Below are 13067 nucleotides of genomic sequence, written 5' to 3' on the forward strand. Positions count from 1 at the left end.
GGAGCCAACATCCCATTGACACAACAACCCTCATTTCGAAAACATGCTCATCCAAAAAAGGATTTTTGATTCCCCCGGATCGGCAAGAAATAGCTGAAACCCACCCCTCTCCGATCGAATACTGATCATGCTCAATTCGGAAAAATCGCATCCTTCAAGGAAAGAAACCAATCTTTGAGTTGACTCATGAAGCGAGCTACCTGCCGAAGTCCTCAAGAGTCGCCTGGTGTAGATGCGCAGCAGGCTCAAACGTTCAACGACACCCACATCGAATAGCAAACCAGCTTTCATCCACTCCAGGATTCCCGGAGGACAGACACCCTCTTGGACCGCCACACGGACCAGCGACCTCACTTCACACTGGTCCACGATCCTCCATTAACACTAATTTCTGCACCTCGCACCGTACCGCGAATGAGAACCTCCCCTTCATCATAAGGGAAGGAAATACCAGGAACCCTACTATACCCAACACCTTCGGCATTGGGGATCCTCAGAACGACCCCCGGGCCGCTACCTCTAAAGCTTTCTTCCAAAGCCATCTCCTCGTAATATGTCGTCCACGAAACAAACTCACTGTCGGTCCGACCGCCGACATGGAGCTGGGGATCAGAATGACCACCGTGAGGCCGAGCAATTCCGTTCAGGGCATCGCCGTACATTCTCTGCCACACCTCAGGGCTTCTAGCATCCGCATACCCGATTCCACGGTACAGGTATGGTTCCTCAGAGGGATTCCAACTTCCACCATTTTCGCAGTCCATCAGCCCCAACGGGTCCGCCCACGTATGGGGGTTGTCGACGTACGTCGTCGGGTTGGGGGCCGGGCCGAGGCCCAGGGGGTCCTGGGTGAGGTAGCGGGCTGTTTCCGGGTCGTAGTGGCGGAAGTAGTTGTAGTGGAGGGCCGTTTCGGGGTCGAAGTATTGGCCTGGGAAGCGGAGGGGGGTGTAGGCCGTTGCGTTCGCGTTCCAGGTGGTGGTGCCCCAGAGGGTGGTGCGGGTGCGCCAGGCTGTGCGGCCCTGGTCGTCTATGAGTTCCGTGGGGGTGCCGACCAGGTCGGTGACTATGGCGAAGAAGCGTTCGTCGATGGTCTCCTGCGTCGCCGTCGACGTGATGCGCTCGGTCTGGGTCACCGGGTGCAGGCCCTGGTGGTGCCAGGTGAGGGTAATCGGGTCGGGGTGGTCCGGAGGGTGGCCCGGGTCCCGGGTGTGGGCGGTGTTCGGGGTGTGGGGGGTGTTCGGGGTGTGGGGGGTGTTCGGGGTGTGGGTGGTGTTCGGGGTGTGGGTGGTCTGTTCGCAGAGGGTGGTGCCGTCCCAGGTGAAGTCCACCTGTTCCTCGACCGTAGCGCCGTCGCCCCCCAGGCGCTGTTTGGCGGTGCGGCGGCCCAGGGGGTCGTGGAGGTAGCGCCAGCGGGTGCCGTCAGGGGTTGTTACGTCTGTCAGGCGGTCCTCCGCGTCCCAGGTGTAGCGCCAGGTCGCGGGGGTGCGGGAGAGGCGGGGCTTCTGGCGCAGGGTGGTGCGGCCCTGGGCGTCGTACTCGTAGCGGACGCCACCCGCGCGGGTGAGGCGCGTGCCCGAGTACGTGCGCGGGCCCGTCGCATCCTTGCCGGGGTGCCGCTCCGGCCAGGTGGCCTCCGTCTGGTTGCCCGCGGCGTCGTACGCGTACCTCTCCGTCCAGTTCGCGGCGCGTACGGCCGTCACCCGGCCCGCCGCGTCCAGGTCGTAACGGCGGACGCCCGTGCGCTCGTCCGCCAGCGCGGTGAGGCTCCCGTCGGGGCGGTAGGTGTACGTGCGGCGCCGGCGGACGCCGGCCGCGCCGCCGACCGTGCGGGCGGTGAGGCGGCCCACCTCGTCCCACTCCTGCGTGAGGGTGAGCGCGTCGCCGATACGGCGGGTGAGTTCGTTGCCCGCCGCGTCCCGTTCGAAGGTGATCACGCGGCCCGCCGTCGTCAGGGAGGTGGGGCGGCCCGCCGCGTCGTAGGCCCATTCCGCCCTGGCGCCCGTGGGCGTGGTCCGGGCCGTTCTGCGGCCCAGGGCGTCGTACGCGTACGAGGTCGTACGGCCCGCCACCGTCTCCGCCACCAAGCGGCCCGCACGGTCGCGCAGCAGGGTGAGGGTGGCGTCCGGGCCCACCGCCTCGGCCAGGGCGTCCGTCAGGTCGTACGCGTACGTCGTCACCGCGCCGTCGGCGTCCTTGGACTCGATCCGGCCGAGCACGTCGCGGGTGTATGTGATGGTCTGGCCCACGCCGTTCGTACGGGAGCGGAGAGCGCCCGCCGCGTCGTAGGTGTAGTGGAGGACCCGGTTGTCGAAGTCTGTCTCGGACACCACGCTGCCGGCGGCATCGTAGGTGTAATCCCAGGTCAGACCCTGCGGGTTGGTGACCTGGGTGAGCCGCAGGGCGGTGTCGTGGGTGAACTCGTAGCGCGCGCCGTCCGGGCCGGTACGGGCCGTCAGGAGGTCGAAATCGCCGTATTCGAAGCGGGAGACGGCGCCCACCGGGTCGGTGTGGGCGGTGGTGTTGCCCTCCCCGTCGTACGTCCAGGACTCCGCCGCGCCGTCCGGGGCGGTCCGGCGGGCGAGCCTGCCCTCCACCGTCCACTCCAGGCGGGTGGTCGCCCCTCGCGCGTCGGTCAGCGCCACCGGACGGCCGAAACCGTCCCGTTCGCAGCGCGTCACCGCACCCAGGGGGTCGGTCACCTCCGTGATCAGGCCGGCCGCGTCGCACCGTACCCACATCGTGTGGCCGAGCCCGTCGGTCACCGACCGGAGGCGGCCCTCGTCGTCGTACGCGTACGACGTGGTCACGCCGGAACCGTCGGTGGCCGAGGTGCGGTTGCCCCGGTCGTCGTAGGTGTAGCGGTGGACGGTGCCGTCCGTGGCGCGGACCTCGGTCGGCAGCCCCAGCGCGTTGTACTCCACCGTGGTCGTCCGGCCGTCGGGGCGTTCCGCCTCGGTGAGGTTGCCGTCCTCGTCGTAGCCGAACCGGGTCGTCCTGCCGAGCGGGTCGGTCCGCGCGGTCAGGCGGTGGCGGCGGTCCCGCTCGAAGCGGGTGACCGCGCCGGTCGCGTCGATCTCGGCGACGACCTGGACATCCGCGTCGACCAGGTAACGGGAGGTGTGGCCGAGCGAGTCGGTGAGGGTGGTGACGCGCAGACCGGTGTCGGGGTGCGGCCGATCCTGGGGCGTCGAGAACGTCGCATGCGGGCTCATCGCATCCGGGTGTGTCACGTCCGGGTGCGTCGGAACCGGATGCGTCACGTCCGGTTGCGTCGGGTCCGGGTACGCCCGGCCCTGCCGCTCCGGGTCCGGGTACGCCCGCCCCCGCTGCTCCGGGCCCGTCACGTCGTACGTGAACGTCGAGGCCAGGTGCCCCGCCGTGCCGCTCTGGTACGTACAGCGGTCGCGCTCGTCGTAGACGTACTCGAAGCGGCCGCCGTTGGTGTCCGTCCAGGAGGTGATACGGCCGTGCTCGTCGTTGCCGAACCGCAGCGGCAGCCCCGAGGAGTCGGTGACCTCGGTGAGATGGCCGTGCTCGTACGCGTACCGGAGGATCTCCTGGTCCGTGCCGTCCGGCGCCGCCCCCGCCAGCCGCAGCGCGGTGACCCGGCCCTCGGCGGTGGTGAGCAGCAGCCGGTAGCCGCCGTGGTGGGTGATCGCGGTGGGGGCGCCGGTGGTGTCGTACGCGAAGGCGATCCAGTTGCCGTTACGGTCCTCGATCCGGTCCAGGAGCGCGAGGCCGGCGCCGCCCGTGTCCGTGCCGGGCCCGTCCACGCCGTACGGCACGAAGTGGCGGACCTGGCCCGTGTCCGGGTCGGTGACCGTGTAGTCGCCGACGCCTCCGGCACCATCTGCATCCCGCTCCAGCGGCCACCGCTGCCCATGGCGCGGGAGAACCGGAACGCCCGGTGCCGGGTGCGGATAGGCGAGCAGGCTGCCGTCCTCCCGTACGAGGACCACGCCCTCCGCGTCGATCTCCAGCCGCTGGTCGACCGTGCTCGCCCAGGTCGGCCCGAACCAGCGCCCCGCCCGGTACGACGACTCGAAGGTCCGCGCGAAGACCAGCGGGAGCGAGCCGGGCAGCGCCAGGTCGGTCTGGGGCAGCACCATGCGGCCGGTGGCGACGTCGACCGGGTCCTGTACGCACTTCTTCGCGCCGTGCTCGCGGGACCGGCCCACCGGCTCCTCGCTCAGCGCCTTGCGCCCGGCGCGCTCCGCCCCGGCCCGTGCGCCCGCCTTCGCCGCGTCCTTGATCCCCGCGCGGGCCACGGAGGCGCCGCCGCCCGTGCCCTTGGTGCCGATCAGCTCGGGGACGAGGCGGCCGAGGGCCTCGCTGGGGTCCTTCTTCGCCGCTGTCCAGGTGTCCTGGAGCGCCTGGCCGGGGTCGGCGCCCGTGGCGACGAGGCCGGCCAGCGTCATGTTGACGCCCTGGTAGTACTCGGCCGGGTGGTTGATGTTGTACCCGTCCGTCGGGTTGAGCGAGCGGGCGAAGGAGACGACGCCGGCCGTGCCCTTGACGATGCCCCCGGCGAGGTGGGTCACCTCCGTGGAGCCGCTGAAGGCGGAGTCGAGGGCGTTCCGTTTCGCGCGCTCGGTCGCCGACGGGAGTGCGGGTGCGTGGGCGAGCGCCGCCACGAGCGTCCTGCGCGCCGTCTCCGCCGCTTCGTCGCGCTCCCGGCGTGCGCCGGTCAGAGTCTCCTGGGCCTGTACGCGCCGCTCCTCACCCGGATCGGTGAACTCGCCAGGGTCGGGGAGGGGCCGGGGGCCGTTCCTGGCGGCGTTGTAGGCGTCGACCTTCTTGTTGTACGCGGCCACCGCGGCCCGCGAGGCGCTCTCGCCGTCGTGGTGGAGGGCGATCGCCTCCCTGGCCCGGCCCTGCGCCCAGGTGACGGTCTCCGCGTACGCCTCCAGCGCGCCCGCCGCCTCCCCGAAGGAGTCCGCCGCGCGCATCCAGTCGCCGGAGAGCGGGGCGAACCGCTCCCGGAACGTGTCGGCTGCGACGCCCTTCCAGTGGCCGGAGTCGAGGTTCTTCATGCCCTGGCCGACAAGGTCGAACGCCTCCCGGAAGGATCTGAGCCGCTGGATGGTCGCGGTGATCCTGCCGGTGTCGCCGTGGACCAGCTCGGTGGCCTCCTCGGTCTGTCCGAGCCCTTTCTCCGCCACCGTCGCGCCCAGCGCGGAGGCGGCGCCGTCGCCCCACTTCTCGACCTTCTCGGCCAAGTCGTCGGCGCCTACGGCCGCCAGGCCCGCGCCCGCCCGCTCGGTCGCCCAGTCGAGGGACTCGCCGGCCTTCCGCTTGGCGCCCTCCCAGCCGGCCTCCAGTTGGCCGAGCCCCTTGTCGGCCAGTTCCCCCCAGCCGGTCACCGCGCTCCCGCCCGCCGCCGCCCGCGTCAGTCGCGCCACCCGCGTCTCCGCCGCCGTCGGCGGTCGTACGCGGGGTGCCGCTCGGGCCGTACCGCCGTTCCGCCTCCTCGAAAGCCGCCTCCGAGGGGCCGAAGGTGTCGCGGAACCTCTCCTCCGCCGGGTCGGTCGCCTCCGGGCCCGCGAGGCCGTAGTCCTGGATGTCCTTCAGCGCGCCCCGCTCCGCGACGTACAGGGTGTCGCCCCACATCTGCTTCGAGTCGGCGTGCGCCCGCTCGAACGACTCCTCGCTCCAGTCGGCGCCGCCCGCCGACTGCTTGCGGATCTCGTCCCAGCTCTTGCCCTGGACCTCTTCCTCGCTGAGGTGCGGATTCCCGATCAGGGCGTTCCCCGCGACCTTGAACGTGCCCTTGATGTACTGCTCCTGTTCGTCGAAAGCGCCGACGGAGAGCCCCACCCCGGAGGCGAAGTCGTTCCCCCGCCACATCAGGGACCGCACGCCCCACTCCCAGCGCTCGCAGAACGTGTCGAACTGCGCGGCCAGCCCCTCGTGCCCCAACTCCAGCCCGGTCAGGGCGATATCCGAGAAGCCCCGGCCGGCGGTCGCCTGGCCGATCGGCCCCAGGTCCTTCAGCTCGCCGTGCGCCCGGTCGATGCCCTGGGCTATCCGCGCCAGCGCGTGCGCCGGAGCGTCGAGATCCGGCGCACCCCCACTCGTACCACCTATCCCGCCTGACCCACTCGTCCCACTCGCCTCGCTCACCGCAGCTCCCCCGCGTCTTCCGCGTCCACCGCCACCGCGTCGGGCACCACGCCCACCACCGGCGGGAAGAGCATGCCGTCGGGGCCGCCCGCGTCGAGCGCCACCCCGGCCGGACCGTCCAGCAGGGGAACCATCACATCGAGCAGGCGGGCGCCGAGCACCGTACGGTACGACCACTCCCGCGCCCCCTCCCCGCGCGCCACCGCGAAACGGGCCAGCGCGGCCTCGTCGGAGAAGGCGCAGATCCAGCGGATGCCGCCCTGCTCCGCCGTCCAGAGGCCGCCTTCCGCGTTGTCCGGGACGAGTACGGCCGTACGCCGGAATGCGCCCAGCAGCGCGGCGAACTCCGCGCGGGCGGCGGCGATACGGTCCTGCGCGGGCTCGGCTGCCGAAGGCGGCGGCGCGGCCTCCGTGAGCGGTCCCGCCAAATCCGCCAGGCGCAGGGGGCGTTCCCCACCCCCCGCTGTCGCCCCGTTCATGGTCATGGGGCGGATTCTGTCGTGATCATCTTACTTTTTGCAAGAGCAATCATATGCGCGCGCACAACACCAATGCCCGGAACCGCAGTTGCGGTTCCGGGCATTGTGCGCGGCAGGACGGGCTGTCAGGCCGCGTGCACCACGTCCTTCTCCTCCGCGAAGTGGCACGCCGACTCGTGGGCGTTCTCGCCGTCCGAGTCCTTGAAGCGCTCCGGGATCGCGAGCAGCGGGACCTCCTCCGCGCAGCGGTCCTGGGCCTTCCAGCAGCGGGTGCGGAAGCGGCAGCCCGAAGGGGGGTTGGCCGGGGAGGGGACATCGCCGCTGAGGATGATCCGCTCCCGGCCCTCGCGGGCCTCCGGGTCGGGGACCGGGACCGCCGAGAGCAGCGCCTGGGTGTAGGGGTGCGTCGGGTGGTCGTAGATCTGGACGTCCGTACCGATCTCGGCCATCTTGCCGAGGTACATGACGCCGACCCGGTCGGAGATGTGCCGGACGATCGACAGGTCGTGGGCGATGAAGATGTACGACAGGTCGAACTCGTCCTGGAGCTTCTCCATCAGGTTGATGACCTGGGCCTGCACCGAGACGTCCAGCGCCGAGACCGGCTCGTCGCAGATGATGACCTCCGGGTTGAGCGCGAGGCCGCGGGCGATGCCGATGCGCTGGCGCTGGCCGCCGGAGAACTGGTGCGGGTAGCGGTTGATGTACTCGGGGTTGAGCCCGACGACGTCCAGGAGTTCCTGGACCTTGCGGCGGCGGTCGCCCTTGGGGGCCGCCTCGGGGTGGATCTCGAAGGGCTCCCCGATGATGTCGCCCACCGTCATACGGGGGTTGAGCGAGGTGTACGGGTCCTGGAACACCATCTGGATGTTCCGCCGCACCGCCTTCAGCGCCCGGCCGGACAGCTTGGTGATGTCCTGGCCCTTGAAGAAGACCTCACCCGAGGTGGCCGTCTCCAGCATCATCAGCAGCTTGGCGACGGTGGACTTGCCGCACCCCGACTCCCCCACGATGCCCAGGGTCTCGCCCTGGTAGAGGTCGAACGAGATGCCGTCGACGGCCTTCACCGCGCCGATCTGGCGCTTGAAGAGGATGCCCTGGGTCAGCGGGAAGTGCTTGACCAGGTTCCGTACCTGGAGGATCGGCTCGCCCCGCTCCACGGGCGCCTCGATCGCGGCGACGGCGGCCGACTCGGTGGCCGCGTCGACCACCTCCACCTCGGTGACGTTGGGGGTGGTGTCCGCCGCGTCCGCGGCCTCGCCGCGGTGGGCCGGCTCAGGCGTCTCAGCCATTGAGCGTCTCCTTCCAGAAGTGGCACGCGCTGCCGCGGCCCGGCAGCTCGCCGCCGTCCCGCTCGGTCACCGGCGCGAGCGCCGGGACCTCCGTACGGCAGATGTCCTGCGCGGCGGGGCACCGCGGGTTGAAGGCGCAGCCGGCCGGGATCTTCAGCAGGTTGGGCGGCAGCCCCTTGATCGCGTAGAGCTCCTGGCCCTTCTGGTCCAGCCGCGGGATCGAGTCGAGGAGACCCCGGGTGTACGGGTGGGCCGGGCGCTTGTAGATCTCGTGCACCGGGGCCGTCTCGACGATACGCCCCGCGTACATCACGGCGATCTTGTCGGCGACGTCCGCGACGACGCCGAGGTCGTGGGTGATGAGGATCAGGCCCATGTTGAACTCGCGCTGCAACTCGGCGAGCAGATCCATCACCTGGGCCTGGACGGTCACATCGAGCGCCGTCGTCGGCTCGTCCGCGATGATCAGGTCCGGCTCCAGGGCGAGCGCCATCGCGATCATGATGCGCTGGCGCATACCGCCGGAGAACTGGTGCGGGTAGTCGTCCACCCGCTCCTTGGCCGCGGGGATGTTCACCCGCTCCATCAGCTCGACGGCCTTCGCCTTGGCCTGCTTCTTGGTCAGGCCCTGGTGGACCCGGAACATCTCGCCGAGCTGGTAGCCGACGGTGAGCACGGGGTTGAGCGAGGAGAGCGCGTCCTGGAAGATCATCGCGATCCTCCGGCCGCGGATCTTCCGCCGCTCCTCGTTGCTCATGGTCAGCATGTCCTGGCCCTGGAAGAGGATCTCGCCCTGCGGGATCCGTCCGGGGGGCATGTCGAGGATGCCCATGATCGCCTGTGCGGTCACGGACTTCCCGGAGCCCGACTCGCCGAGCACGGCCAGGGTCTCACCGGCGCCGACGCTGTAGTTGACGCCGTTGACGGCCTTGACGACACCGGCCCGGGTCGCGAACTCGACGTGCAGGTCACGGACTTCGAGCAGCGGTCCGTCAGGGGTCCCGTCGCCCGGGGCGGGGACCGCCGCGGTTTTGTCGATGATGGTCACGTACGCCTCCGTCAGCGCAACTTCGGGTCGAGGGCGTTGCGTACCGCATCGCCGAGCATGATGAATGCCAGCACCGTGATGCTGAGCATGATCGACGGGTAGATGAGGATGTGCTGCGCCACGCGGATCTGGTTGGCGCCGTCCGAGATGTCGATGCCCCAGGAGATGGTGGGCGCCGAGAGGCCGAGGCCGAGGTACGAGAGGGTCGCCTCGGCCGAGATGTAGCCGCCGAGCGCGATGGTCGCGACGACGATCACGGGGGCGACGGCGTTGGGCAGGATGTGCTTGAGCAGGATCCTGCTGGTGGACGCGCCGAGCGCCTTGGCGGCCTGGACATAGTCGGACTGCTTGATGGTGATGACGGATCCGCGCATGACCCGCGCGATCTGGGTCCAGCCGAGGAAGGCCAGCGCCAGGATGACCACCCACACCTTGCGGTCGGTGAAGGAGTTCATGACGACCATCGCGCCGAGCAGGAAGGGGACGCCGAAGAAGATGTCGGTGAGGCGGGAGAGCAGCGAGTCGACGATGCCGCCGAAGTATCCGGCGAGCATGCCGACGATGCCGCCGACCAGGGTGACCAGGATGGTCACCGAGATGCCGACGACGACCGAGGCGCGGGTGCCGTAGATGAGGCGCGCGTAGACGCTGCGGCCCTGGGCGTCGTAGCCGAGCCAGCCGTCGGAGAAGAGCTTGCCCAGCTCCGGCTTGGTGAGGAAGTGGTTCTTCAGGTCGGCGGCGATCGGGTCGGCGCCGGTGAAGAGGCCGGGGAAGGCGGTGATCGTCAGCAGGATCACGATGAGGACGGCGGAGACCACGAAGTACGGGTTGCGGCGCAGGTCGCTCCAGGCGTCGCCCCAGAGGGAGCGCGGCTTCTCCGTACTGCCCCCGTTTCCGTTCCCGTTCGCCGTGCCGTTGCCGCCGGCCGTCCCGTCCCCGTTTCCGGCCGGTACGGCGGCGGTCGCCGCGGCGTCGTCCACCGGGGTCTTGGTGATGTCAGGCATAACGGATCCTCGGGTCCAGGACCGCGTAGAGCAGGTCGACGATCAGGCTGGTGGCCAGGTAGACCAGGACGAGAACCGTCACCAGGCCGACCAGGGTGGTGCCTTCGCGGCGCTGGATGGACTCGAAGATCGTGCCGCCGACGCCGTGGATGTTGAAGAGGCCCTCGGTGACGATCGCCCCGCCCATCAGCGCGCCGAGGTCGGTGCCGAGGAAGGTGACGACGGGGATCATCGAGTTGCGCATCAGGTGCACCCCGATCACCCGGCGCTTCGGCAGCCCCTTGGCGATGGCCGTACGCATGTAGTCGGCCCGCAGGTTCTCGGCGACGGAGGTACGGGTCAGCCGGGCGACGTACGCGAGGGAGACCCCGGCCAGCACCGTCGCGGGCATCACCAGCTCGCCCCAGGTGACGTCGAGCGAGACGTTCGGTGAGGTCCAGCCGAGCTGGAAGGCGAAGACCGTCTTGAAGATGAAGCCGAGCACGAAGACCGGCACGGAGATCAGCAGCAGGGTGAAGATCAGCACCAGCGAGTCGGCGAGCCGGCCCGCGCGCATCCCGGCCACGATGCCCAGCGCGATACCGACGACGAGTTCGATGGCGAAGGCGAAGAGCGCCAGCCGGATCGTGACCGGGAACGCGTCCCCGAGGACATCGGTCACCGGGCGCTTGCTGGCTATCTGCGTGCCGAAGTCGCCCTGGATCAGCCCCGTCAGGTAGTGCCAGTACTGGACCAGAATCGGCTGGTCCAGCTTGAGGTCATGTCTGATGGCGGCGATGGTGGCCGGGTCGGCCCCCTTGTCGCCGAAGAGCCCGCGCACGGGGTCACCGGGCAGGGCGTACACCATGAGAAAAATCAGCAGAGTTGTCCCGATGAAGACCGGGATCATCTGGAGCAGTCGCCGTGCGACGTAGCGCCCCATGTGTCCTCCATGTCAGTCACTGCGGCAGCCGACGGGGCCCCTCTCCCGTGGTACGGAAGAAGGGCCCCCCGGCCGCTGGCCGCTTCCCATGGCACCGACGTGGGTCAGTGCGGGACGCCGCAATGCGCGATGATTGCTACTTCTTGACCTGAACGTTCCACAGGATCGGGTCGCCGTCCTGCGCGTAGTCGACTCCGGACACCTTCTCCGAGTAGCCGGCGTTGACCTTGTAGTACCAGAGCGGGATGGCCGGCATCTCGTTGACCATCTCCTTCTCGGTCTCCTGGTACTTCTTGACCGAGTCCTCCAGCGTCGGGGCGCTGTCGGCCTGCTTGATCATGTCGTCGATCTTCTTCGACGAGAAGCCGCTCTGGTTGCCGTCCGAGTTGGTGCCGTACAGGTCGCGGATGAAGTTGGAGTTCACCGGGTAGTCGAGGACCCAGCCACCGCGGTAGATCGACTTGACCTGCTCGGCGTCACGGGCCTTCAGGTCGGCCTGGAAGTCCGGCTTGGAGTCGCCGACGCACTTGACGCCGACCGCCTTGGTGATCGAGCCGCAGACGGCCTCGACCCAGTCCTTGTGACCGCCGTCCGCGTTGAACTGGATGGAGATCGAGTTGCCCGGGACGCCGCCGCCCTCGGCGATCAGCTTCTTGGCCTTGGCGGGGTCGTACTTGAAGACGTCGCCGCCGACGTCGCCCTGGTAGCCGAGAACGCCCTTGGCGACGAAGCCGGTGGCGGGCTCACGGGTGCCCTGGAGGACGGTCTTGGTGATGGTGTCGCGGTCGATCGCCATCGACAGGCCCTGGAGGACCTTGGGGTCGATGTCCTTCCACTGCTTGGTGTAGCGGGCGGGGACGATCGACTGGACGGCCGAGTACGCCTGGTCCACGGCGCGGTCACCGAGGTCGTCGCGGTAGACCGGGAGGTCCTTCGGGGCGATCTGGCGCAGGACGTCGACGTTGCCGGACTTGAGGTCCTCGTAAGCCGTCTCCAGGTTGGTGTAGTTCTTGAAGATCACACCACCATTCTTCGGCTTGTTGTCGCCCTTGTAGTCCTTGTACGCCTTGACCTCGATCTTCTTCTTGTGGTCCCAGCTCACAAAGGTGTACGGGCCGTTGCCGACCGGCTTCTCGCCCGCGGCGGTCGGGTCCTTGTAGAAGGACTCCGGGAGCGGCGAGAAGACCTGGTAGCCCAGCTTGTAGACGTAGTACGGGATGGGCGACGTCAGCGTGATGGTGAACGTCTTGTCGTCGACGACCTTGAGACCGGACATCTCGGTCTTCTTCGGGTCACCCTTCTCGGGGTGGACGTCCGCGTACCCCTCGATGTCGGAGAACCAGGCCGAGTTGGTCTGGTTGTTCTTGAGGTTCGCGGCCCAGTTCCACGCCTTGACGTAGGACTCGGCGGTCACCGGGGTGCCGTCGTGGAACGTCCAGTCCTTGAGCTTGACCGTGAACGTCTTGTTGTCCGTCGTGTCCACCGACTCGGCGTTGGACATGACGATCGCGCCCTTGCTGTCGTAACCGACGAGCTGCGAGAACAGCGAGTCGATCACGATGCTGCCGTTGGACTCCATGGTGTTGGCGGGCTGCAGCGGGTTCTGCGGCTCGCCCACCTCGACCGAGAACACGCCGTTCGGGTCGACCGAACCGGCACCCTCGTTGTCCTTGCCGTTGTCACCGCCGCCACAGGCGGTGGCAGCCAGGGCGACGATGATCGCGCCCGCCACCCACTTGGCGCTCTTGGCACCACGCATGGGTTCCTCCTCATGAGTCCACTAGTCACTACAAGAAGGGCACTGTCTACGCGCGCTGACACCCCTGACAGCGGGCTTTTCGTCAGTACCCCGAGTGTGCTCGTGAGTCGGCGCTCCCCATCGCGCATGACCCATTGACCCGAGCTCAATGGAGCCAACTATTGAGTACGCCCGACCTGTAAACCACACTTAAAGGGTCTCGTTTTGACAACATCGACCGGGCCTGCCTGCCCGAAATCCGGACAAACGAGAACAGACAGACACCCCCGAAACGGACCGTTAACACATGTTCCGGAGAGGTCACTCCGATATCCGGACGTTCCGTTCGGCCCGGGAGACCCTCCGGCGCCGAGAATCGAATTGACGAACGGCCCGGCTCCCCGCTCGGACGCGGGGAGCCGGGCCGTTCACCGTACGTAGAGTCTCTGGTCCCGGTGGTG

At 68.7% G+C, this 13067-nt stretch carries 7 protein-coding genes; all 7 read right to left on the minus strand.

Annotated elements, in window-relative coordinates; genetic code table 11:
* Positions 1-350: 350 nt before the first annotated feature.
* Positions 351-5402 carry a putative T7SS-secreted protein gene (locus AB0O07_RS15385; protein WP_365632359.1) on the minus strand — a complete coding sequence of 1684 codons (5052 nt, stop codon included), beginning with the start codon at positions 5400-5402 and terminating at the stop codon, positions 351-353.
* A gap of 717 nt (positions 5403-6119) precedes the next feature.
* Positions 6120-6608, minus strand: a complete 489-nt coding sequence (locus AB0O07_RS15390) for an SseB family protein (protein ID WP_365632361.1) — start codon at positions 6606-6608, stop codon at positions 6120-6122.
* A gap of 119 nt (positions 6609-6727) precedes the next feature.
* Positions 6728-7894, minus strand: a complete 1167-nt coding sequence (locus AB0O07_RS15395) for a dipeptide ABC transporter ATP-binding protein (RefSeq protein ID WP_365632364.1) — start codon at positions 7892-7894, stop codon at positions 6728-6730.
* Positions 7887-8942, minus strand: coding sequence for an ABC transporter ATP-binding protein (locus AB0O07_RS15400; RefSeq protein WP_365632367.1), 1056 nt, complete (start codon positions 8940-8942; stop codon positions 7887-7889). The genes AB0O07_RS15395 and AB0O07_RS15400 overlap by 8 nt, the downstream gene beginning before the upstream one ends.
* Before the next feature lie 11 nt (positions 8943-8953).
* On the minus strand, positions 8954-9946 hold the full coding sequence (locus AB0O07_RS15405) for an ABC transporter permease (RefSeq protein WP_365632371.1): 993 nt from the start codon (positions 9944-9946) through the stop codon (positions 8954-8956).
* Positions 9939-10868 (minus strand): ABC transporter permease, encoded by a 930-nt coding sequence (locus AB0O07_RS15410; protein WP_365632374.1) that lies wholly within the window; start codon positions 10866-10868, stop codon positions 9939-9941. Before AB0O07_RS15410 ends, AB0O07_RS15405 begins: the two co-directional genes overlap by 8 nt.
* 136 nt (positions 10869-11004) lie before the next feature.
* Positions 11005-12627, minus strand: coding sequence for an ABC transporter substrate-binding protein (locus AB0O07_RS15415; RefSeq protein WP_365632377.1), 1623 nt, complete (start codon positions 12625-12627; stop codon positions 11005-11007).
* Positions 12628-13067: the final 440 nt, after the last annotated feature.

The organism is Streptomyces sp. NPDC093085, assembly GCF_040683935.1.
Classification (GTDB): domain Bacteria; phylum Actinomycetota; class Actinomycetes; order Streptomycetales; family Streptomycetaceae; genus Streptomyces.

Bases quoted from the DNA above. Each gene is read 5' to 3' on its own strand.
- AB0O07_RS15390 (WP_365632361.1), bottom strand. From the start codon at position 6,608: ATGACCATGAACGGGGCGACAGCGGGGGGTGGGGAACGCCCCCTGCGC.
- AB0O07_RS15395 (WP_365632364.1), bottom strand. From the start codon at position 7,894: ATGGCTGAGACGCCTGAGCCGGCCCACCGCGGCGAGGCCGCGGACGCG.
- AB0O07_RS15405 (WP_365632371.1), bottom strand. From the start codon at position 9,946: ATGCCTGACATCACCAAGACCCCGGTGGACGACGCCGCGGCGACCGCC.
- AB0O07_RS15410 (WP_365632374.1), bottom strand. From the start codon at position 10,868: ATGGGGCGCTACGTCGCACGGCGACTGCTCCAGATGATCCCGGTCTTC.
- AB0O07_RS15415 (WP_365632377.1), bottom strand. From the start codon at position 12,627: ATGCGTGGTGCCAAGAGCGCCAAGTGGGTGGCGGGCGCGATCATCGTC.